Origin of the sequence: Trinickia symbiotica, from assembly GCF_002934455.1 — a bacterium.
Classification (GTDB): Bacteria; Pseudomonadota; Gammaproteobacteria; order Burkholderiales; family Burkholderiaceae; genus Trinickia; species Trinickia symbiotica.
The window spans coordinates 15,280-37,884 of record NZ_PTIR01000002.1 but is presented as its reverse complement, the minus strand read 5'-3'; the positions used below and the strand labels follow the sequence as shown (position 1 = coordinate 37,884).

General features: G+C 61.9%; 21 protein-coding genes. 8 read left to right on the top strand and 13 right to left on the bottom strand.

Annotated features, from left to right (window positions below):
• Nucleotides 1–88 precede the first annotated feature (88 nt).
• The gene (locus B0G57_RS03915; protein WP_018439639.1) at nucleotides 89–1,747 is read right to left on the bottom strand and encodes an AMP-binding protein; all 1,659 of its coding nucleotides are present in this window, start codon (nucleotides 1,745–1,747) and stop codon (nucleotides 89–91) included.
• Between the two features lie 488 nt (nucleotides 1,748–2,235).
• On the opposite strand from B0G57_RS03915, the gene B0G57_RS03910 reads away from it, so the two are divergent.
• Nucleotides 2,236–2,619, top strand: a complete 384-nt coding sequence (locus B0G57_RS03910) for a cupin domain-containing protein (protein WP_018439640.1) — start codon at nucleotides 2,236–2,238, stop codon at nucleotides 2,617–2,619.
• Nucleotides 2,620–2,675: 56 nt separating this feature from the next.
• Here B0G57_RS03910 and B0G57_RS03905 read toward each other — a convergent pair whose 3' ends face one another.
• Nucleotides 2,676–3,317 (bottom strand): TetR/AcrR family transcriptional regulator, encoded by a 642-nt coding sequence (locus tag B0G57_RS03905; protein WP_020566071.1) that lies wholly within the window; start codon nucleotides 3,315–3,317, stop codon nucleotides 2,676–2,678.
• A 270-nt stretch (nucleotides 3,318–3,587) separates the two neighbouring features.
• Between B0G57_RS03905 and B0G57_RS03900 the strand changes: the two genes are divergently transcribed.
• From B0G57_RS03900 to B0G57_RS03880, 5 genes are all read left to right on the top strand, one after another.
• Nucleotides 3,588–4,070 (top strand): VOC family protein, encoded by a 483-nt coding sequence (locus tag B0G57_RS03900; RefSeq protein WP_018439642.1) that lies wholly within the window; start codon nucleotides 3,588–3,590, stop codon nucleotides 4,068–4,070.
• Between the two features lies 1 nt (nucleotide 4,071).
• Nucleotides 4,072–5,298 (top strand): FAD binding domain-containing protein, encoded by a 1,227-nt coding sequence (locus B0G57_RS03895; protein WP_018439643.1) that lies wholly within the window; start codon nucleotides 4,072–4,074, stop codon nucleotides 5,296–5,298.
• Between the two features lie 78 nt (nucleotides 5,299–5,376).
• Nucleotides 5,377–5,742, top strand: coding sequence for a DUF485 domain-containing protein (locus tag B0G57_RS03890; protein WP_026229483.1), 366 nt, complete (start codon nucleotides 5,377–5,379; stop codon nucleotides 5,740–5,742).
• Complete coding sequence (locus B0G57_RS03885) at nucleotides 5,739–7,409, top strand: cation acetate symporter (protein ID WP_018439645.1); 1,671 nt, start codon at nucleotides 5,739–5,741, stop codon at nucleotides 7,407–7,409. Before B0G57_RS03890 ends, B0G57_RS03885 begins: the two co-directional genes overlap by 4 nt.
• 133 nt (nucleotides 7,410–7,542) lie before the next feature.
• Nucleotides 7,543–8,649 (top strand): alkene reductase, encoded by a 1,107-nt coding sequence (locus tag B0G57_RS03880; protein WP_018439646.1) that lies wholly within the window; start codon nucleotides 7,543–7,545, stop codon nucleotides 8,647–8,649.
• Between the two features lie 144 nt (nucleotides 8,650–8,793).
• Here B0G57_RS03880 and B0G57_RS32330 read toward each other — a convergent pair whose 3' ends face one another.
• Entirely contained in the window at nucleotides 8,794–9,138 is a 345-nt protein-coding gene (locus tag B0G57_RS32330) for a c-type cytochrome (RefSeq protein WP_018439647.1), read from the bottom strand.
• 9 nt (nucleotides 9,139–9,147) lie between these two features.
• Nucleotides 9,148–10,734: a pyrroloquinoline quinone-dependent dehydrogenase gene (locus B0G57_RS03870; RefSeq protein ID WP_104489562.1), complete on the bottom strand. Its 1,587-nt coding sequence runs from the start codon at nucleotides 10,732–10,734 to the stop codon at nucleotides 9,148–9,150.
• A 153-nt stretch (nucleotides 10,735–10,887) separates the two neighbouring features.
• On the opposite strand from B0G57_RS03870, the gene pqqA reads away from it, so the two are divergent.
• Together pqqA and B0G57_RS03860 are read left to right on the top strand one after the other, a co-directional pair.
• Nucleotides 10,888–11,124 (top strand): pyrroloquinoline quinone precursor peptide PqqA, encoded by a 237-nt coding sequence (gene pqqA / locus B0G57_RS32230; protein ID WP_018439649.1) that lies wholly within the window; start codon nucleotides 10,888–10,890, stop codon nucleotides 11,122–11,124.
• Between the two features lie 302 nt (nucleotides 11,125–11,426).
• Nucleotides 11,427–12,290 (top strand): LuxR family transcriptional regulator, encoded by an 864-nt coding sequence (locus B0G57_RS03860; RefSeq protein WP_083925520.1) that lies wholly within the window; start codon nucleotides 11,427–11,429, stop codon nucleotides 12,288–12,290.
• Here the strand turns inward: B0G57_RS03860 and B0G57_RS03855 are convergent.
• From B0G57_RS03855 to B0G57_RS03815, 9 genes are read right to left on the bottom strand one after another with little or no spacing between them, the layout of a single operon-like run.
• Entirely contained in the window at nucleotides 12,245–13,615 is a 1,371-nt protein-coding gene (locus tag B0G57_RS03855) for a diaminobutyrate--2-oxoglutarate transaminase family protein (RefSeq protein ID WP_018439651.1), read from the bottom strand. The genes B0G57_RS03860 and B0G57_RS03855 overlap by 46 nt on opposite strands.
• Nucleotides 13,616–13,639: 24 nt before the next feature.
• Nucleotides 13,640–15,100, bottom strand: a complete 1,461-nt coding sequence (locus tag B0G57_RS03850) for an FAD-binding oxidoreductase (protein WP_104489561.1) — start codon at nucleotides 15,098–15,100, stop codon at nucleotides 13,640–13,642.
• 1 nt (nucleotide 15,101) lies between these two features.
• Entirely contained in the window at nucleotides 15,102–15,650 is a 549-nt protein-coding gene (locus B0G57_RS03845; RefSeq protein WP_018439653.1) for a hypothetical protein, read from the bottom strand.
• A 13-nt stretch (nucleotides 15,651–15,663) separates the two neighbouring features.
• Nucleotides 15,664–16,746 (bottom strand): ABC transporter permease, encoded by a 1,083-nt coding sequence (locus B0G57_RS03840; protein WP_018439654.1) that lies wholly within the window; start codon nucleotides 16,744–16,746, stop codon nucleotides 15,664–15,666.
• Complete coding sequence (locus B0G57_RS03835) at nucleotides 16,739–17,740, bottom strand: ATP-binding cassette domain-containing protein (RefSeq protein ID WP_018439655.1); 1,002 nt, start codon at nucleotides 17,738–17,740, stop codon at nucleotides 16,739–16,741. Before B0G57_RS03835 ends, B0G57_RS03840 begins: the two co-directional genes overlap by 8 nt.
• Nucleotides 17,741–17,745: 5 nt before the next feature.
• Entirely contained in the window at nucleotides 17,746–18,837 is a 1,092-nt protein-coding gene (locus B0G57_RS03830; protein ID WP_018439656.1) for a TauD/TfdA family dioxygenase, read from the bottom strand.
• A complete protein-coding gene (locus B0G57_RS03825; protein ID WP_018439657.1) occupies nucleotides 18,834–19,496 on the bottom strand; it encodes a class I SAM-dependent methyltransferase in 663 nt (220 codons plus the stop codon). Before B0G57_RS03825 ends, B0G57_RS03830 begins: the two co-directional genes overlap by 4 nt.
• A gap of 22 nt (nucleotides 19,497–19,518) precedes the next feature.
• Nucleotides 19,519–20,706, bottom strand: coding sequence for a citrate/2-methylcitrate synthase (locus B0G57_RS03820; protein WP_018439658.1), 1,188 nt, complete (start codon nucleotides 20,704–20,706; stop codon nucleotides 19,519–19,521).
• On the bottom strand, nucleotides 20,703–22,595 hold the full coding sequence (locus B0G57_RS03815; RefSeq protein WP_018439659.1) for an acyl-CoA dehydrogenase: 1,893 nt from the start codon (nucleotides 22,593–22,595) through the stop codon (nucleotides 20,703–20,705). Before B0G57_RS03815 ends, B0G57_RS03820 begins: the two co-directional genes overlap by 4 nt.
• Between the last annotated feature and the right edge of the window lie 10 nt (nucleotides 22,596–22,605).

The window sequence follows — 22,605 nt, the reverse complement described above, 5'->3', positions numbered from 1 at the left end:
TGATAGTCGTTACTCGGTTAGTCGGTGAGGGCCATGCGGCCGATCACCATGCGCGGGACCTCGCTGGTCCCTTCTCTGATTCGCTCGTTCACGGACCGCTTCGATTTCGGCGCGTGGCAATGACTTCGGCTGCGTGTTTGCGAAGCACGAATTTCTGAACTTTCCCCGTTACCGTGCGAACAATCGGCTCGAAGATCACATGCTTGGGGGTCTTGAAGCCGGGCAACCTGGCGCGGCAGAACGTGATCAGGTCGTCCTGCGAAAGGAGTCCGGCATGATCCGGATGCAGCTCGACAATCGCGCACGGAACCTCGCCCCACTTCTCGTCGGGCACGGCAACGACCGCCACGCCGATCACGGCCGGATTCGAGCTAAGGACCTCCTCCACTTCGATCGAAGATACGTTCTCGCCGCCGGAAATGATGATGTCTTTTGAGCGGTCCTTGATCTCGATGTAGCCGTCGTCATGCACGACGGCGAGATCGCCCGTTCGATACCAGCCACCTGCGAACGTCGCCTGCGTCGCTTCGGCGTTATTCAAGTACCCCTTCATGCCGAGGTTGCCGCGGAACATCACTTCGCCCATCGTCTTGCCGTCGCGTGGAACCGGATCGCATGTTTCGGGATTGGCGACGATCATCTCGTCAGCGACGGCGGTGCGGACGCCCTGGCGCCCCATGCGCACCAACCGCTCATCGTCAGGCATCCCTCTCCAACCATCCTGCTGCACGCATGCCGTGTTCACGCCGTGCTGCTCGGTCATGCCGTACACGTGGAGCACCGTAAAGCCGAGCGCTTCCGTCTGCTTGATTACCGTCACCGGCGGCGAGGCGCCGGCGCATACCACTGTGATGGGCCTGGCGGGCTTTGTCCAGCCGGCGGGTTTGCCCCCGACCAGCGAGCTCAGTACGGCCGGTGCGCCACAGAAATGCGTGACACCGTACTTGTCGAGCGCGACATAGATGTCTTCGATGACAACCTTGCGCAGGCACACATGCGTTCCCGCCACGGCCGCCAGCGCCCATGCATAGCACCAGCCGTTGCAGTGAAAAAGCGGCAGGGTCCACAGGTAGACCGGCGTTCCGGCATTCAGCCCTGCGTAGATGACCGTACCGAGTGCGTTGAGGTACGCCCCGCGATGGTGGTACACGACGCCTTTCGGATTGCCTGTCGTGCCGGACGTGTAGTTCAGCGCGATCGCGTCCCATTCGTCTTGCGGATAAAGGATCGGCATGTCCGGAGCAGAAGCGAGAAAATTCTCGTACTCCATCGTCCGCGCCGGCTCCGCGCCGGAAATGTCGTCGTCACGTATGTCAACGACATCGATCTTGATGCCGGCGATACGGATGGCCTCGCGCGCCACAGCCGCAAACGGGTAATCGACGAACAGCAAGCGCGTCCCCGAATGCCGCAGGATGAACGCGATCCCGGCAGCGTCGAGCCGGATATTGATGCAGTTCAATACAGCGCCTGACATCGGCACGCCAAACTGCGCCTCGAGCATGGCCGGGATATTCGTTGCGAGGATCGAAACGGTGTCGCCGCGCTGGATGCCTGCGCCGATCAGGCCTCGCGCCAACCTGCGGCAACGCTGTGCATATTCAGCCCACGTGTAGCGCTTGTCCTTGTGGATGACCGCGGTCCGGTCGGGGAACACGTCGGCTGCGCGGTCGAGCAGACGGATCGGCGTCATCGCCTGATAGTTGGCGGGGTTCTTGTCCAGGCCGGTATCGAACTTACGCTCCATATCTCGCTCGCTTGGTCTCTCATCAGAATGAAAAAGCCAGACGCGCGGCTGCCCGAGGGCTCGCAATTTGCGAAGTCAGCCGCCGTAGTCCGGTTGACCGGAAGATGCTGCGAGCACATGGTCGGCCACATCGCGCTTATGTGTCAAGTACCTGATACATATATTTTGTCGGCGCCTCCTTTTTATCTCGACAAGAAGTCGGTCAAAGAGCGCGCGGACGAGACCGCACTTTCCCCCCTTGGGCCTAGCGGGAAGTATGAATGCCGATCAGAATTAGTGATGCGATTGCATCATGATGTTTACAGTACCTGCCGTCTCTGCGATAGAATGCACGGACGCTTGGCAACCCGGCATGCGGAGCGCTTTGCCGAATGCCAGCCCGTCAGTTACTGAGAGTCACTTTCAGAAACCACCATGCTCGATGCGAGCCATCCGGCAACGGGCGACACGCTGACGGCGCTCGCACGAAAACTGACAGGAGCACGACAATGGACGAGCATGAGGTCAAGGTTGTCGATACAAACACGGTGCCGTGGACACAGCTTTCCGTTCCTGAACTGAACGCATCGATTCTGCAGAAGGTGTGCATCGTCGACGGAGAGACGGGTATGTCCGTTGCCAAGGTCTGCTACAAAGCGGGCTTTACCAACGTTTCGCATTGGCACAACTGTGCGCATGGGATGTATGTGCTCGACGGAATTCTCGTTACGAGCGCGGGGTCATTCGGGCCCGGCAGCTTCGTGTGGTTTCCGGAAGGCACGACAATGAGCCATGGTGCCCAGGGCGATAACGACGTTACGTTTCTGTTCATCACGAACAAGCCCTTCGACATTCATTACACGCATGTCGAAGGGCCTCGCCCAACGGAATAGGCGTTCGCTTGCATTGCTTCAATGTCGGAGGCTGAGCCCTCCAGTGCGCGCGGCTACTAGGCACGCGCCTGCTGCAGCGCGCGCATCGTCTCCGGCGCACCGTACAGGAACATGTCGACTTTCTGTCGGACAACCGCCTCGAGGTTCGCGGGCACCTTCAAGCCATAGACCCACTTACGCACGCCAAGGTAGAAAATGGAAGCATGCAAGCCCCAAATCATCTCGACTTGCGCTTCGAGCTCTGTCGCATCGTGCGGTTCATCGATCCCGAACTCCGCGCGCACCTCGGCCAACACGGGCAGGAAAATCCGGCTGCGCAACTTATTGAGGTACTTGTTATTGATTCCTTCGCGCGTCAGGCCAGCAAAGATGAATATCCGGGTCCATTCCTCACGCAAAATCACCGATGCGTAGTTCGTATAAAAGGCATACAACCGCTCGGCAAGCGGCAGAGACTGATCCGTGATCATCCGCTCCCACTCCCGAGGCCATTGGAAAACCTCGTTGTAGACCCGCTCGATGAGTTCGTCCTTGCTCGCGAAGTACCGGTAAAGCAAGGGTTGAGTCACCCCGATCTGTTTGGCCAGCTCACGCGTACTGCCGGAGAATCCATTGCGGGTGAAATGATCAATGGCCTTGCTAACGATCTGCTGCTCCCGCTCCTCGGGCGGAAGCCGGCGTCCCGTCGTCTCTGACATCTCCCGCCCCGCCTTCGCTCCGTCTCTATCCATATCGTCACCTTTGCACCCGCCTCGACAGCGGCCAACCCTGATTCTACCAATCGGCCGATAAATTGTAGCAAGAAGTCGCCAAGCTGGCTGCTCCAGGCTCCCGTGCAGCTTGCTCGTTCGATCTCCCGCCCCCGCAATGGGTAAACACCTATGCAGAATCATTTGACACGACCATGAAGAACACTTCTATAATTTATCAACCGATTACTGATCGATCGATAAACATTGGAGACGGGGATGCCGACCACCAAACTAGCGCACTACTCGATCCGCACCACGGATCTCGCCAAGTCACGACAGTTCTACACCCGGATACTGGGCTTTCGGGAGGGTTTCCGTCCTCCCTTCGACTTTCCGGGCGTCTGGCTCTACAACGGCGACGACGAGTCCGAGTTCGGCGTGGTCCATATCATCGGTGTCGACCCGAGCGATCACAGCGGTCTCCACAAGTACCTGGGCGACAAGGCGTTGCCAGCCAGCGGCACGGGAACGGTGGATCACATTGCTTTCCTAGCGACCGGCCTCATCGAATTTCACGCCAAGTTGCGGGCGGCCGGATTCGAATGGAGGGATAGAACGGTCCCGAGCCTGGGTTTGCACCAAGTGTTCGTCGAAGATCCCTCTGGCGTGACGATCGAACTGAATTTCCCAGCTCATGAAGCCGCCGCACTCGAGCAAACGTCGCCCGCGGCAAATGACCTAACCCCCGGAGGTATCTGACATGCAACGCCACTTTAGCGACCGCAGAAATGCGGTCATCGTGGGCGGCTCGCTCGGTGGTCTTTTCGCGGCCAATCTGCTGCTGCGCCACGGCTGGGATGTCACGGTACTCGAGCGTGTTCCCGAGGAGCTCGCGGGCCGCGGGGCCGGTATCGTCACTCACCCCGAACTCTTTGACGCCTTGTGCGCGGCGGGCGTTGAAGTGGACGGCGATATCGGCGTTACAGTATCCAGCCGAGTGACTTTAAATCCTGACGGTACTGTGATCGGTTCGCGCCCGCTGACGCAAACGCTGACCGCATGGAGCAAGATGTACCATGTTTTGCGTTCGGTACTGCCGGATGCCTGCTATCGCTCCGGTGCCGATGTGCAAAGTGTGCAAAGCTTCGCCGACCACGCCCAAGTCACGCTATCGGACAATACGACACTACGAGCCGATCTCGTCGTAGCTGCCGACGGGTTCCGCTCGAATATCCGTCAAAAGTATCTGCCCAACGTCGAGTTGGAGTACGCCGGCTATATCGCCTGGCGAGGGTTGGTTGATGAGCGCGACCTCTCGCCTGTGGCCTGGGAAGCGCTATTCGATAAGTTCGGCTTTTGCCTGCCCGCAGGCGAGCAGATGCTCGGCTACCCGGTGGCCGGCCCGGGCAACAGTACGCAGCCTGGTCAACGCCGCTACAACTTCGTTTGGTATCGGCCTACGGATGAAGCGAGCACGCTGCGTGACCTGCTCACGGACGCGTCAGGCAAATGTCATCCGAACGGCATCCCTCCGCATTTGATTCGCCCGGACGTACTCGCCGACATTCGTGATGCCGCGCGTTCACTACTCGCCCCACAATTCGCGGAAATCGTCGAAAAGACGCGGGTGCCTCTATTCCAGCCGATCTACGACCTGGAAGTACCCCAGTTGGCATTCGGCCGGCTTGCGTTGCTCGGTGATGCTGCGTTTGTCGCGCGCCCGCATTGCGGCATGGGCGTCACCAAGGCTGCCGGGGACGCTCTTCAGCTTGCCAAGTCGCTCTCCACCACCGACGACATTTACGAAGCGCTGGCCGACTACGAAACTCATCGCCTTCAGTTCGGCAGCGCGATCGTCGAGCATGCACGCCATCTCGGCGCCTATATGCAGGCCCAAATGAAAACACCGTTTGAACGGGAAATGGCCGAGAAATACCGCACTCCCGACGCAGTCATGCGAGAGACCGCGGTAGCCCCGACTCTTTAGCAGCCTATGCGAGGCAGGCAATCGGCCATTAGAGCCGGTGTTCTCGCATGGAAATGAGTATCCCAGGAGGAAGGAAAGATGACAGACATTGCAGCAGCATGTTCGGGCGGCTCCCGATCGGCAAGCCCCGATGCCAAACCGGCAACGGCGCCGCCCATGCTCGGTGACGTACGGTTTCACAACTTCGTCAGAAGGCGGCGGGTCTTTTCGTGCACCTTGGCCTCAGCCATGCTCGTGGCCTATTTCGCGTTCATTCTGTTGATCGCCTATGCCCCAGGCGCCCTCGGCACCCGGATCGTCACTGGGCATCCCACTACATGGGGCATCCCTATAGGCCTCGGAATGCTCGCTTTCACATTTGCACTGGTCTCCATTTACGTGCATCGCGCCAATACCGTCTACGACGTCATGCTGGCCGATATCCGTTGCGAGGAGCAATCATGACGCGCCACAAGATCCTGACGTTGCTGGCCGTGTTTCCCGCCGCCGGCGCATGGGGCGCTCCCCCTGCTGCAACCGGGGCAGCGCCAAACGTGCTGCATCATGCGCACAGCCCCCTTGCCATCGCCATGTTTCTCGCGTTCGTGGCTGCCACGTTGTTCATCACCCGGTGGGCGGCGCGGAAAAACCACGGAGTCGCGGACCACTATGCAGCCGGAGGAAAAATCACCGGCGCGCAGAACGGTTGGGCCATCGCCGGCGACTATATGTCCGCCGCATCGCTGTTGGGCATCTCCTCGCTCGTGTTTTCCAACGGCTACGACGGCCTGATTTATTCGATCGGCTTTCTCGCGAGCTGGCCGATCATCCTTGCCTTGATCGCGGAACCGTTGCGCAATCTGGGTCGCTTCACCTTCGCCGACGTCGTGTCTTACCGGCTACGGCAGCGGCCTGTGCGAACCTTCTCGGCGATCAGCTCGCTCGTGATCGTGCTGCTCTATCTCGTATCGCAAATGGTCGGCGCCGGCAAACTCGTTGAGCTGCTTTTCGGGGTTCAGTATCTTCCGGCCGTTATCGGCGTTGGCGTGCTAATGGTCGTCTACGTGTTCTTCGGCGGCATGCTCGCAACGACGTGGATTCAGATCATCAAGGCCGTGCTGCTGCTCTCCGGCTGCGCGTTCATGGCCTTTATGGTACTGCGTCGCTTCGCATTCAATCCCGATGCGCTTTTCGCGGCGGCGGTACAGATTCATGCGCGTCACGATGCGATCATGCGACCGGGAGGCCTCGTTCATGATCCAATCTCCGCCGTATCGCTGGGCCTGGCGCTCATTTTCGGTACGGCCGGCCTGCCACACATCCTCATGCGCTTCTTTACTGTGGCCGACGTCAAGCAGGCCCGCAAGAGCATCCTGCATGCGACCGGAATCGTCGGCTGCGGCTACGCGCTCATCGTCGTCATCGGATTCGGCACCATCGCGCTCGTTGCGTCGGACCCGGCCTATCACAACCCCGACGGCACACTAATGGGCGGCGTCAACATGGTTGCGATACACCTTGCCCACGCTGTGGGCGGGAACTTCTTCCTCGGGTTCATCTGCGCGGTCACGTTCTCTACGATTCTTGCCGTAGTCTCCGGATTGACACTTGCCGGCGCGTCCGCAGTGTCTCATGACCTGTACGCCAATGCGCTGCGCGAGGGTCGGGCGACCGACCGCGAGGAACTGATGGTCTCTCGTGCCACGACGGTTGTGTTGGGTATTCTGGCCACGCTACTCACGATCGCATTCGAAAAGCAGTACATCGCATTCATCGTCAGCTTGGTCTTTTCCATAGCCGCAAGTTCAACGTTTCCCGTGCTTCTCCTGTCGATCTACTGGCGCGGCCTCACGACTCGCGGTGCGGTGGTGGGCGGAACGCTCGGTCTCCTGACAGCGGTTGTTCTGACCGTTCTGAGCCCGACGGTCTGGGTCCAGGTTCTGCACCATTCTCATGCCATCTATCCGTATGAGTACCCCGCGCTGTTCTCGATGATCGTCGCCTTCGCCGGCATTTGGCTCTTTTCAGTGACGGACCGATCGCAAGCTGCAAAGCGCGAGCGAGCGCTGTTCCGGGAGCAACTCGTCAAATGCGAGACAGGCATCAGAGCGTCAATAGCAACAAATCAATGACTGGCACTACTCTGCCGAAGGCTGTCTCGCTCTTCGCTACCGTGATCGGGGGCCCGACTCATGCTCCCGATGCTACCGCTGAAATGCAGGTCGCCTTCTCCACCGTGATTGCATGACAAAGCTAGGAGGTTATATGCCGCAACTGTTTGACGCGCTGGATCTGGGCTCGCTAAGGTTACCCAATCGGATTGCGCTCGCTCCGCTGACGCGCTGCCGCGCGCAGGACGGTGACGTTCCGCATCCCATCAGCGTGAAGTACTACTCGCAGCGCGCTTCAGCTGGGCTGCTCATCACCGAAGCGACTAACGTCTCGCCTCGATCCTGTGCCTTTGAGAAGGCGCCGGGTATTTACAGCCAGGACCAAGTCAGCGGCTGGAAGCCGATTGCCGACGGGGTGCATGCGGCGGGCGGTCACATCTTCCTGCAACTCTGGCATTGCGGCCGAGTCGGCGCCGACGCCATTCTGAATGGCGAGCCCCCGTTGTCGCCATCGGGCGTCAACGACGATCTCGACGCGCTTCAGGTGTGGGCACAGCTTGCCAATGGCAGGTACGCACGAATCGCGGCTACCCCGTCGCGCGAAATGACCGTCGCCGAGATCGAAGCTACGATCGAGGAATACCGTGTCGGCGCAGTCAACGCGATCCGTGCGGGTCTCGATGGCGTCGAGATTCATGCCGCCAACGGCTATCTCCCTCATCAATTTCTATCACCAACGATCAACCGCCGTCAGGACGAATACGGCGGCAGCCTGCAAAAGCGGCTGATGTTCCTGCGTCGCGTAACGGAAGCCGTAACCGGTGCAGTTGGAGCCAACCGTGTCGGAGTGCGCCTCTCTCCCACCGCGGCTTACAACAACACCCGCGATCCCGATCCAGTCAGCACTTTCTCAGCCGTGGCCAAAATGCTCGACGAGTTCGGTGTCGCCTACATCCACATTGCCGATACCAACGCCTGGGCCGGCGCACCTGATATGCAAAAGTTGCTCGAGATCGTCAAGCCGCGCTTTCGCGGAACGCTGATTGGTAACGGCGGCATCACACCGTCGGCCGCGATGGACCATGTGCAGAGCGGACGCCTCGACGCCATCGCCTTCGGGCGCACGTTTCTGGCCAATCCTGATTTGCCCGAACGCATCCAGCGCGGGGGCCCGTTCAACGAGCCCCGTCCCGTCGGCTGGTATGGCGGCGACGAGGAGGGTTACACGGACTATCCCAGTCTTTCCGATGTTCTCGTCTGAAAAGGCAAGCGATCGTCGTTTGCGACCACGTTTGAATCTGCCACGGCGCGCGGTCGAGTTTGAGCCGCGCTCCATTCGATCGGCCAGACAGCATTTCGCCGTCGCGCGTGGCAACGTGGGTGCAAGTCGCTCGCAATTTCCGCATCAGAGCGCTAGCACGTATGCCGCGACGTCGCGAACGTCCTGGTCACTCAACGGCCCAGGACTGAACTTCGGCATGGCTGCTCGTGGGTTGGTCAGCTGCTTCGCAACGTCCTGAGCCGATAGTCGATTGCTCAACCCTTTTAAAGACGGGCCGATGCCCCCACCGCCGCCGGTGCCGTGGCAAACGATGCAGTAGTGATTGAACAGGTGCTTTCCCCTTGCGGGGTCACCTGCGGTCGCCGCCACAGGCGACGCATCGGCCGTTGTGCTGCTCGCCTCTGCCGCAACGAGCAGAGGCGTACAAGTGGCAGCTACCGCTATAACCAGAGCGATCAGGTTTTTCATTGCGAGCCCTTACAACCCCCAGATGACCACGCTAGGGACTCCATCGCCACCGAAGGTCAAACGTGACACGTTGCCGGTTAGGGTGGCAACAAATTGTTTGCCGTTCGAAGAGTAGGTAATGATTCCGCCACCCAGCGCGCCATCGACCTTTTTCGACCACAACAAAGCACCGCTGGAGGAATCGAGCGCCAGGAAGTTGCCGGCGGTGTCGCCCGAGAAGGTAATGCCGCCCGCTGTGGGCGTCACGGCTGCGACCACCGGCGCTTCCGTGTGGTATTTCCATTTGACTGTGCCCGATTCCGCATCGACGGCAGTGATCCAGCCGCTTGCCGACTTTTCGTTGCTCAGGTCCGCACCGTAGCGCAACTGCCCCCGCTCGTAGTTTGGCCCGGTCACCTTGTGGATGCTGCACCAGTCAACGGCTCCGACGACGATCTGGTGGTTGTTCGCGTCATAGGCAGGGCCGTTCCACTCGGATGCCCCAAGGAAGCCAGGACAAGCTCGAGTCCCACCTTTCGTTGGTTTCGGACCGCCCTTGAACTGAGTCGTGACAGCGGTCTTGAACATCAGCTTGTGAGACATACGGTCAACGGCATAGAGGTATCCGTCCTTGCCTGCCACGGCGACAGCATCCTTGATACCCTTGGTGAGGTAGAGCATGGCCGGAGCACTCAGGTCATAGTCCCACGGGTCGTTCTTGTCTGTCTGGTACCACCACTTGAGCTTCCCAGTTCGAGCGTCGAGCACGACCAGAGAGTCGGTAAACAAGTTGTCGCCCGGACGGGTGTCGGGGAGCGAATCCTGAGCGGGATTTCCAACGGTGACGAAAAGCTCGCCATCTCGAATGTCCAGCGTGTACGAGCTCCAGGTGCCGCCACCGCCTATTGTTGCTGAGCCAGGTCTTTTCCAGGTATCCGCACCGATCTCGGTGCCGCGCGGAATTGTATTGAAGCGCCATAATTCCCGGCCTGTCGCTGCGTCATACGCCATGATCCGGCCGCGCATGCCCCAATCGCTTCCAGCAATCCCCATATATACGACGCCACCCCAAGCGATCGGCGCGGCGGACGCGAATTCGCCATATGACGTATCCGCGATCACCTCATCCCAGAGCACCTTTCCCGTCTTGGCATCCATGCTGACGAGATGGCCATCAGGCGTACCGCGGAAGATCGCACCGTTCATGTAAGCCACGCCCCGGTTGACCGGAAATGGCATGTACGCGGTCGCCTCATGGGTCGTCTTCCACAGCAACTTACAACCGCTCGGGTCAATGGCAAAGGTATCAAGGGCGGTTGTCACGAACATTGACCCGTCGGCAATAACCGGCCCCGCCTGAAGGGACCCGCCATCGGACAGTGGAAGGCGGCAGATCTCCTTCAGTCCCGATACGTTCTTTGCATTGATCTCCTTTAGTGGAGAAAACCGCTGACCTGAGTAATCGTTGTTGTAAGTGAGCCAGACAGAGCCAGCACCGCCAGGAACTTCGCCCGGCCCAGCGGCCGCGAATGCCGAGCAGGGGGCCGCCGCAGTTACCGCAGCAGCAACAGTAATTCGAGTCATGACAGGTAGTCGCTTCGCTTTCATGGTCTCCATCCCGATCTTCAGATGCCAGGCAAGCACCAAACATAGTGTCCGCTGCGGCTCATCGCCTCATGAGCTTATCGGACGATAACTTATCGATCGCTCAACAGTCAACAATCCGACGGCTAATCGAGCCTCGGTACAAATACCTATCTTTGTTTATCGATGGATCACTTGACAGAAATCCGGCCGGCCACCAAAAATGATTGTTCGATAACTTTGTTGCCGATCACGGCCACCCAGCTTTCACCGAATGCCCTTTTTCCAAAGGGCCGCTGCCGGCATAGGGCCGGTCGCAACTTCCCCAACCCCACTCAGGAGAGCAACATGCATTGGACCAAGCCACACTATGAGGATCTTCGGCTCGGCTTCGAGATCACGATGTATATTTCAACGCGTTGACCCGACGTGACTGGCGGCGCGCGTGAGTGTGCCGCCGGCAGGGTGGAACGAGCACTCACAAGCTCCGCCAAGTCGACCCACGCACTCCTTGCCTCGTTTAATCTCGCCGGTGCCTTGGGCAGGCATCGTTCACTTCTCTGGCAGTTCCCCTTCTTTTTGTCGTCCTGCGAGTGGCTTGCGCAGAGGTGACCCGCATCCTCATGATCCGTTCGGTGTAATTCGTTAGTTATAAATTTGCAAGCTCTTCGAAATGGACTGCTTCAAATGCTAGTTCCGCCATTTCATCTTCTAAATTGTGTCACATGCCGCCCTCAAAATCGCTGGCTCCACTGACAAGATCGCTACCCGACTCAGTGCTCACGAGGTACACCATGTGCGAGCTGGAAGATGCCTACTCTCTGCTCCAGTGCGAAACGTTGGACGCACTCACTCATGCAGCAGACAAGGTCGCATCATCAATGGGCTTCATGCGTTTCCTTTTTGGCCTGCGAATCGACGTCGCGAGCCCGGCGATGCCGCCCGTCAAGATGATTGGTACATTTCCCGAAGGCTGGCTGCAGACCTACGCCGCACGGGGATACGCGGCGATCGACCCGACGGTCCAGCATGCGTACGCATCGAACCTGCCGCTCGTCTGGGGACCGGGTGTATTCACTACGCCCGAGCAGGTCCAGTTCGCCGAGGAAGCGGCGAAATGGGGCTTGACGGCCGGATTCAGCGCGCCGGTTCGAGGCAAGGACAACGACCTCAGCTTGCTTAGCCTTGTCGTGGACGACGATTCGGACAAGCCGCTGCAACTGCGAGTCGACCAACTCGCAAATGGACAACTGCTCGCATGCTTCATCCATGAAGCCATGACGAGAGTACTCAACGCGAAAGGGGCCGAAGCAGACGCAGTTCAGGAGCCGGCATTGGAGACGGAGGCGGCAACGCAGGCGGCCGACGCGCCCGCGCCGGCTCAAGAGTCGATCGCTTTGAGCCGGCGCGAGCTCGACTGCCTTACTTGGAGCGCGGCCGGCAAGACGAGTTGGGAGATCGGCAGAATCCTTTCGATCTCAGAGCGAACCGTGAACTTCCATATCGCCAAGGCGGCGCGCAAACTCGGCACCTACAGCCGCCGTCACGCAATCAGCCGCGCCATGGCACTCGGCCTGCTCTCACCGTAAGCCAGCTCGTCGAGGCCCGCGGCGACGATGGCGAGCGCTTCGTCGATCTCGGCCGTCGTGACAGTCAGCGGTGGTAGTAACCGCAACACAGCGCCGTGGCGGCCGCCCGTTTCGACGATCAGTCCATGCGCAAAGCAGTAACGCTTCAAATCGCGAGCCAGGCGGCCGGCACCCGGCAGTGCACCCAATGCGTCGGCCGCTTGTGTCGCGTCGACGAGTTCGATGCCCCACATCAGGCCACGGCCGCGCACGTCTCCAACGGCCGTATGCCGCTTCGCCAATTCGGAAAGGCGCTCACCGAGGTGGTCACCCTTCGCGCGGGCGGCCTCGACGAGCCCCTCCTGTTCGATCACATCAAAGCACGCGGCCCCCGCCACCATCGCTATCTGATTTCCGCGGAAAGTGCCCGCGTGCGCGCCCGGCTGCCAAACGTCATAGCGGTCGTCATAGACGACGAGCGAAAGCGGAAACCCTCCCCCGATCGCTTTCGACAATACGATGGCGTCGGGCTCGATCCCGGCTTGCTCGAATGCGAACATCGACCCAGTGCGGCCGATTCCAGCCTGCACTTCATCGAGTACCAGCGGAATATCGAGGCGATGCGTCAAAGCACGTAGCCCGCGCAACCAGTCCAGCGGGGCCGGAATCACCCCCCCTTCGCCCTGAACCGCTTCGACGACCACACAGGCCGGCTTCCGAATGCCGCTCTCCGGATCCGAGAGCATCCGCTCGATATAGTGCAGCGACGCCGTCGCCGTCTGCGTCCCGCCGAGCCCGAAAGGGCAGCGATACGAATAGGGATAGGGCATGAAGTGCACTTCTGGCATCAACGCTGCAACCTTCTCCTTCGCGCCGAGGCTGCCCGTCAGCGCAAGGGCGCCGGCCGTCATACCGTGATAGGCGCCGTGAAATGCGATCACCGAATGCCGGCCGGTAGCGGTCTTGAACAGCTTGACGGCCGCCTCTATCGCATCGGCGCCTGTCGGCCCGCAAAACTGCACGCGCGCGCGGCCGCTGAACGAGCGCGGGAGTACGTCGAACAGGCGCTCGAGAAAGCGGTGCTTCGCCGGCGTCGTGATATCCAGCACCTGCATCACATGACCGCTATCGAGGAAGCGCTTGACGCGATCGATCACGACGGGGTGATTGTGGCCTGTCGCAAGCGTCCCGGCGCACGAAAGAAAGTCGAGGTAGCGACGACCGGCTGTATCGAAGACAGCGGTGCCGTTGCCGCGCTCGATCACAGCGTCGAACGTATTCGCATAGGTGCGCGCGCTCGACTCGCGTTCGCGGACGAACTCATAGACGGCATCGGCATCGTGCATGATGTGGTTCCCCTCTTATCGGTCTCATGGATCGGTATGGAGCGACCTCTCGGGCGCGCCCGATTCGGCGGCGTCATAGCCGCATCGGCCCAACACGCGCTCCGGGTCGAATATCCGTTGCAGTTGCGCTGCCACGCGTCGCTGCGGCTCGCGCGTCGCAGTGCGGTAAAACGCGAAGTTGGCTGGCCCTACGCCATGCTCCGCCGAAAAGCTGCCTCGATGTGCCTCGACGATTCGGTACACGCCCATTCGCATGAGCGCAACCTTGGCCGGGGTGTACAGGTCCCGCGCGTCATGCGGCACGAGGACGACAAGATGCACGCCGCCGTCGCCGAAGTGCCCGAATACGTGCGCGGCGACAAGCGGATGGGAGTGACGAAGCCATTCGGCGACAGCGGCGAGGAAAGGTGCAACGTCCGTTCGCGAGAATGCGACGTCGAACGAAATCGGTGTGCCCAGCGTTGCCAACGCGAGCGGGACGGAGTCACGTATGCGCCAGAACAGCGAGATCGTCTCGAGCGAGGTATCGAGCGCCGCATTCGCGACGAGCCCGCGTCGCGACAACTCCTCCAGTACCGTTGCACCTCGCTCTGCGAAGACGGTGTCCAGACCGGCCATCGCCGTTGCCACCTCGATGAGCGCGAACGAGCGGCCCGCATCGACGGGCAACGGCGCTCTCAGAACGGGAAATGCGGAAAGCGTGGCCGCGAGCGTGTCCGACGCTATCACTTCGAACGCGGCAAGCAGGTCGCCGAATGCGTCTTCGATCGCTGCGACTGTCGCATGCGCGCCTTCAAAGCTGTCGAACGCGACGAAGAACGCCGCCGACGATCGCTCGCGCCTCGCCAACTCGAGCGACACCGCCGTCACGATGCCGAGCGCGCCGCCGGCACCGATGAAGCACTGCTTCACGTCGAAACCCGTATTGTTCTTTCGGAGCGGCGCGAGCGCGTCGATACGCGTGCCGTATCTGTCGGCCAGCACCACCTCGAGCCCCAGCACGTGACGACGAACGTCGCCGTATTTCATGAGGCGGCTTCCGCCGGCGTTAGTCGCGACGAGACCACCCACGCTCGGATCGCAGCCGATATCAATCGGAAACATCAGCCCCCGATCGGCCAGCAATCGATCGAGCGACGACATGCGCAAGCCTGCCTCGACAGTGATGCTTCGATTGCCGGCATCGAAGGCGATCACCTTGTCGAGCCGCTCGAGCGACAGCACGCATTGCATGCCGGTGCCATCGGGCACCGCGGCCCCGACCAGCCCGGTGCGTGCGCCCTGTGCAATCAGCTTGACGCGGTGCTCGTGCGCGAGGCGCGCGATCTCGACCACGTCGTCGCGATGCGCAGGCAGAAGCACGCAAGCGGCACGGCCCGAGTATTGCATTGCATCGCGCTCGTAAGGCGCACCGTTCTCGCCCGACGCGATCGTCGTCGCACGAGCAGCCCGGCCGACCGCCTCACGAAAAGCATCGAGTTGCATGTCAGTTCGCCGCCGTGTCCAGCACGCGCTTTTTCAGCATGCCGCGCGCGATAACGAGGGCAACGATCGGCAGCACGCCGCCGATCACCGCGCTATGGCGCATCAATACGGCCAAAGCCAGCGCGGCGGCCGTGATGACGATCATGACCATGCACATCGTTCTGGCCTTCGCCGGATCGACCTGCACGTCGCCGAAGAACTGCTGCGGCGCGACGATCATTCCGGCGATGCCGACGACGAGCACGCAGATGAGCACGGAAGCGGCACCGAGTTCCTCGCCCCAGGTGCGGCTCGCGTCGGAAGAGATGAGCGAGAGAACGCCGCCCACCACGAGATACAGATCGACGCCCAGCGCAATGCCGTGCTTCACCTGGCCACGCAGCAGCCAGATCGCGTGGCCGATCGCGAGGGCCCCGCCGATCACATAGGCGGTATCCCATCGGGCCCCGCCCTCACCCGGTCCGAGGCGCGCATAAAGCAGAAACACGATCGCCGGCAGGAACATCGCTGCATTGCGCAAGTAGGCTCGGGTCCAGTTCGACGGGTTCATCGGCAAAGCTCCTTCAGTCGTAATACCAGCGAAAGGCCAGTGTGGCGGTGGTCAGAAAAATCAGCGTCCAGCCGAGCATCGCGGCAAGCGGCCATGCCATCTGGGCGTAGCTCGCGTTGTCGATGAAGATGCCGCGCAGCGCGACGACGAACTGGTTCGTGGGAAGCAGCCGCAGTGCCGCGCGCAACCAGTCGGGCGCGGCAGAGAGCGGGATCGTCAAATCGCTGAAGAAGAGCAGCGGATAGTAAGTGACGTTGCACCACAGCTCCACTTCGGACAGCGAGCGCGCCCGGCTTGCGAGCAATGTGCCGAAGCTCAACAACATGGCGGCGCCGAGGAGGATGACGGGGATTGCGCGCGCCGCCTGGCCCGTCCAAATCGGCAGATGCAACTTATAGCCGTACGTGGCGACGAGCAGCAGCGTCGCCGCCGAAGCCAGCATCAGCAGGATTCGCGAGGCGATCAACGAGGCAAGGAAGACCAGGCGAGACACCGGAAAGCAGACGTACATCTTGAACGTATTGCGCTCGCGCAACGCCGCAATCGTCGTCGCCGTCGAAATAACGCCGATCGACATGAACGCCATGACGAGAATGCCGGTGGCGAAGAATTTGCCATAATCGATGGGCGGCTTCGCTCGGGCGTCGTTCTCGAAGCGGACCACATTGCCCGCGGGCGTGCCCGCCGACTCGGCGATACAACGCACCAGCGCGATCTCGATGATGCGCGATGCCGCCTTTGCCGCAGTAGGACCGTTGAAATCGTAGGTGATGCGCACCGGTTCGCCTCGTTGGGAAGGCCACGTTACGCGAACCACGTCGTCGCCATTCGCCTCTGGTGCGACCCTGCTCGCCTGCACCGGGTCACCCGATGCGAAGGCCTTGTCGATCGTCGGCCCACAGGCGTGCGCCAGCGTGCCCGATACATTGCCGTCGAATGCGAGCTTCACCGAACCGAGCGAATTCGAACGCCCGAACGCGAGCAACATGACGGTCAGCAGCAGGATCGGGAACACGAACGACCAGAAGAGCCCCGCCTTGCTGCGCAACTGGCCGCGCAACTCGTTGCGTGTAAGGATCATGAATACCTTAAGCATCGAGGTCTCCCTGCGTGCATGCACGCAAAAGATCGCCGTCGTCCGTCGGCGCGAACTCGAAGCGACTGACACCGGCCTCCTCCATCAGTGTGCGCAGCGTACGATCGAGGCCCGCGGTGCCGAACGCGCAAATGCGCCGCGGCTCGGGCTCCGTGACGTGCAGGACCGACGCGTCGACCGAGAGAATGGAACGGGCGCCGCGCACTTGCTCGTCACTGTCGAGCTGAATGAACGCCCGGAACTCTCCGACCAGTTCATGCTTCAGCGCGGCTTTGAGGCCTCGATACCGGATGCCGCCGCCATGAACCCAGAGCAGATCGTCGACGGCCTCCAACTCCTCACCCGCGTGGCAGATCATCACGATCGTCGTGCCGGCCAACGGCCCACGCAAGAGGTCGAGCACGCTGCGCGTGACCGTGCGATCGAGCCCGGTGAACGGCTCGTCGAGCACGGCCAGCTCCGGCCGGTGCGCCAACGCGACGAAAAGATCGAGCCTTTGCCGCTGGCCCTTGGAAAGACCGCGATAGGGCTTCTCCATCAACTCCCCGATCGCAAGCGCGTCTTCGACGATCGGATCCTGTCGACGATAGAGCGCGCGATGAACGTCGAGAATCTCGCGTACGCGCGCGCTGTCCGTATATTCGACGCGCTGCAACTGAGCGCCCAACCGCCTCAATTGCCGCGGCTCACGCATGAACTGTGCGGCCGGCGCGCCGAGAATTCGCGCGTTCGTCACCTCGGCTCGTCGAAAGCCGAACAGCGCCTCCAGCAACGTGCTCTTGCCGGAGCCGTTCGGGCCGACGATGGCCGTCACAACGCCTGAACGAAAGCCGATATTCGACGCGGAAAAGGCGAACGTTCCCGCTCGCACCTCGAGGCGGTCGGCCGAAATCGCACACGCCGCCGCACCCGGAAGCGAATCGATACGCGCGACGGATGATGTCCCGCCGGGTAGCGGCGCAGCGGAACGGGTTTCACTCGTGATGGTGCTCATCGTCGTCAGTCCAATAGCGCCACTTGAATGTCGCGCGCACCTTCGAACGGATTACGGCCGTGCGCCACGAGAATGTTGTCGATCAACAGCACGTCGCCGCGTCGCCAGGCGAACGCGGTCTCTTCGGCATCCATCGCGTCGTAGACCGGGTCGAGATCGGCGGCCTGCATCGGTGTGCCATCGCCATAACGAATTTCGTAGGGAAGCGCGGCGCGCGACTTGTAGGCAAGCTGCAGATAGCGAAACGACAGCTCGCCCATCGAGCGCGGATTCACATGCTGCGCGCTGGCCTGGTTGAACCATACCTCTTCGCCCGTGACAGGGTGAACGACGGTGGCGCGCCCCACGTGCGAAACGGTCACGCTGCCGTCAGCGAGCCATTCGCAGGCGAGCCGAGTCTCACGGCAAAGCGCCTCGACGCGCTCCCGATCGTCGGTCATGAATGCGTCGCTCCAACGACGGTGATACTCGGCGAACGGCGCCGAGGCGGGAGCCTGCGGCGCGTTCCCCGGACCGGCGAAGTTGCGGCGATACATCACGCCTTTCTCGCGAAAGCGCTCGAGCGCCTGACCGGCCGCGAGACGTCGCGTGACCGCGCGCATATCGGCGAGGGGCGTTTCGCCTCCCGCCTCGGGCGGCCGGTTGCAATAGAACGCGAGAAGACGCGGATAGTCGGGCATGTACGCTTTTTCCTGATGCAGACCGATCTTGAACGGCGCGGGCATGCGCGTCGATTCGTACACGCCGCCGTCGATCGACTTGCGCGGCGCCGCACCCGCGATGTAACCGAACGCATGCGGCGGGTAAAGCTCCGTGAGCCGCCGGAACGATGCGGTATCCGGCACGGCGAAGCCACGCAGCAGCACCCCGCCGTACTCGTGCAACAGCGTATCGATGAGTTTCGCTCTTTGCGCGAACCAGGCGAACGCCGCTGCTCGATCCTCGGCCAGCGCGGGCATGCGCGGCGAGATAACGAGCGGCAGCGTGCTGCATGCCGATGCGAACGAGCAGCGGACCGTCCCGTCGCTGAGGCGGGTTTCGGCGAACTCCGCGCGGGCATCGTTGTACACGGTCGAGACGGGCATCATGTCCCTCATGCGCAAACGGGCTTCTTGAGCAGGATCTCGAAACCCATCGCGCCAAGCCCGGCGTTCGGGCTGAATACGGTCGAGAACGCGTCGACCCCTGCCTCGGCAACGAGCGCACGAGCCTCGTCGAGCGTCACCTTCTCTTCGAGGTGCGTCGGGGGATAGTTGGCTTCCGCACGCATCCGCGTAAAGCGATCGAGCAGCGCCTGCGGCGCATCGCGGCGCATATCGTGCACGAGAGCGATGCCGCCCGGACGCAGGACCCGGAACATTTCTTTCAGGCTCAATGCCTTGTCGGGCAGATGGTGCAGCGTTGCGCGGCTCACAGCCATTGCGAGTGCGCCGTCTTCGAACGGCAAGGCCAGCGCATCGCCGACCTTGAGCTCGATGCGCGACGAGAGCCCGAGTGCCTCGATGCGCGGCACGCCTTCCTCGAGCATCGCCGGGTCCAGGTCGACGCCGATGAAGCTCCAGTCGGCAAGCGCCGGATCCGCGGCGAGGCGCACCGGCACGACCGCGGTCGCGGTGCCGATGTCCGCCAGCGCGCCAGGCGGGATCTCTCGCGCCAGTTGCCGGATTCGCGCAACGAAAAGCATGTCCCACGGTTCCAGCGTTTCAGTTGCGAAGCGGTCGTAATCGTTCGCGGGGCGAAGGTTTTTCAGCAGCATCGGAGTCCCTTTGGAAAGCGTTTTACAACCAGCCGACCGGCACCGCGGCCAGCAACTTGCGCGCTGTGGCGCTCGTCACGCCGAACGCTGGACGGCTGCGGCGCTCGACGGCATGAGCCGCCATCGCCGCGATCCGCGCGCACAGTCCGACGCCGACTCCCCAGCGAGGCTCGTCGATGCCGAGATCGAGCAGCGCCGCGGCGGTGACGAAATCGATGTTGGGTTTGAGGCCCTTGCGGTGCGCGGCGTGATCGCAGGCCGCATCGAACATCCGCACGAAACGGCCTTCGAAGCCCCATTCGCGAAAGAGCGCGCGCACGTGCGGCGGACGCGGATCCGCCTCGAACAGCGGATGACCGAACCCCGACAACAAGGCGCCCTTGCCGTCGAGCGTGCGATCCACCGCTTGCAGCACGGCAGCCTCATCGCTGGCCTGCCGATCGGCGGACGCTCCGTCAACGGCCGATGCGATCGATGTCAGCCATTGCATCGCCGCCCGGGCCGCCCCCACGTGATTCGGACCGCTGGACATGAAGCCCGCGGCGATCGCTTGCGCGAGCGTGACGCCCGTGCCGATCGCGCAGCGCGGCACGAGCACAGTCGGCGTGATGTACCCGAAACCGCCATGCCACGCCACGAGCAGGGCGTTCATGACGCGTTCCGCCGCCTGGTCCGGAATGTCCGCGCGCCCGTCAGCGCGTGCGGCGCGCAGCACGCGCATCGCGTGGCTCCCGCCCGCTTCGTCGACAGCGGGCGCATTCAACGCCGCGCGCATCAGATAGGGCGCACCCGCGACACAGGCGAGCAGCGCATCGAAGTCGTCGTCCCAATCGCCGCGCGCGTCGTGCGCGACCTGCGCTTGTATGTGATCGACGTCGCGCATCAACCCCGCGGCGGCCGCGAAAATCGTCTCCACGCCCGCCCGTGCAGCTCCTGCCGCCGCGTCGACCGATGCATTGCCGCCCGCGAATGCCGCGCCATAGCGCGCAAGGCGTTGCCTCACAGCATTGCTCTCGCCGCTCGACGGCATGCGGTCGAACCATATATGCCAGAGCGCATCCTCGAACGAAATCCCACCGATCAGCTCGTTGAGATTTCGACCACGAACCCAGAGCCCTTCGGGAGAAAGCGTCGCACCGTCGATGTCGGTCCCGCGGTAGCGGGTCGGCGGACGGCCGAGCAGGTTGCCGGGAGGATTCGGCTCGCTCATTCGGCCTCCGCAAGTTCTTCCGGCGTTGCCATGCAGGCGGCCGACGACATCCTGTCGAGCACATCCGCTTGATGCCCGACGAGCGGCAGGACGTTTTCGAAGAAATAGGCGGCGCTCTTGATCTTGCCGCGATAGAACGCGCTTTCAGGGAGGTCGCTATTGACGTCGTCTTCGCGCAATCGCCGGTCGGCGATGCAGGCTGACTCTAGAAGAACCCAACCCGAGCCGACGAGCCCGAACATCTCGAGAAACCGGGTATAGAACTGGCTGCTCGCGCGCATTTCCCCGCCCTGCACCGTCTGCGCAATGCGCTCCAGTCCACGCTCGAGCGCATCGGCGGCCGCACGCAGGGCGACGAACCAGCGATCGAAACTGTCATGAGCGCTTGCCGCTTGACGATCGAGGCACGCATCGAGCTCCTCGCGGAAATAACGCATCAGCACGGAGTTCCGGCCGAACCCGAGCTTGTCGCGCACCAGATCCTGTGCCTGGATATAGTTCGCGCCTTCCCATATCGAGAGGATTTTCACATCGCGCGCGTTCTGCTCCACGGGGCTTGCGTCGGTGTAACCGATGCCCCCGTGGACCTGGATCGCGGCCTCGCAGATGCGCCATGCCTGGTCGGAGATGAACGCCTTGCAGATCGGCGTCAGCAATTGCTGGAGCTTGCGGTTGCGCTCGATCGCCGTCGTATCGGAGCCCGGGGCCGCCTCGAGAATCGCAGCCTGCGTCGCAGCCGACGCGAGCTTGCCGAGCAGGCCCCGGCAACCCTCGACGCGCACCTTCATGTCGAGCAGCATCCGCTGCACGTCCGCATGCTCGATGATGCGTACGCGGGGCGCGCTCGTATCGGAAGCGGCCTCGATCGGCCGGCCCTGGAAACGGCGCCTTGCGTAGGCGACCGAATGCAGGTAAGCGCTCGAAGCCACACCGACGCCGAACATGCCCGTGCTCATGCGCGCCTGATTCATGAGCGGCACCAGTTGCAACAAGCCGACATTCTTTCGATTGCCGAGCAGATAGGCACGCGTGACGCCGCTTCGGCCAAACACGAGATGCGTGTTCGCGCACCCCTTCAAGCCCATCTTGCGCGGCAGACCGATGCATTCGACGTGATTCGGTTCGAGCTCGCCGGTCGTCTCGTTCTCCCAGAACCGCGGTACCAACAGGCACGACAGTGAGAACGAATCGGGGGTCGCGGTGTCGACTCGGGCGAGCACGAAGTACAGCGTATTGCCGGTCAACTCGTGCATGCCGGCCGAAATGTAGATCTTTTCACCGGTCACGGCGTAGACGTCGCCGCCGATCGGCGCGGCGCTCGTCGTCACCGCCGTCAGGTCGCTACCGGCCTGCGGCTCGGTAGCGCAAAAGCACGCATCCCATTCGTAAGTCGAGAGCCTGTCGACGAAACGCTTTTGTGCCGGCGTTCCGTGCATTTGCAAAAGCTTTGTGGCGGGGCGCGTAAAGCCGCCATACGTCATGAACGACGGGTTCGCGCCCATGAACATCTCGAGAATCACTTGCGTCAGGATCGGCGGCACGTCGATGTTCGCGTGGGCAGCGTTCCCTTCGCTTGCCTGCTCTGCCGCATCGGCGCGCTTGTTGCCGAAGACCGCGACCCACTCGGCGCGAAAGCGGGTCCATAGCGCATGGAAATCCGATGGGATCGCAACTTCGCCATTCGCGCCGAGCGTGCAGCCCTCGATATCGCTCGAGCGGTAGCTCTTGCCCAGCTCGAGCGCGAAGTCGCGCGCGCGTTCGAGCAACGTGTCATAGTAGGCGCGATCGCGCCCGCTGTATGGCGCTGCTGACAAAAAGCGGCGCTCGACGTCGTTGAGCTCCCAGAGAAAGAATCGCAATTCACGCAGGCTGACCTTGTATGCAGTCATTTCATATCCC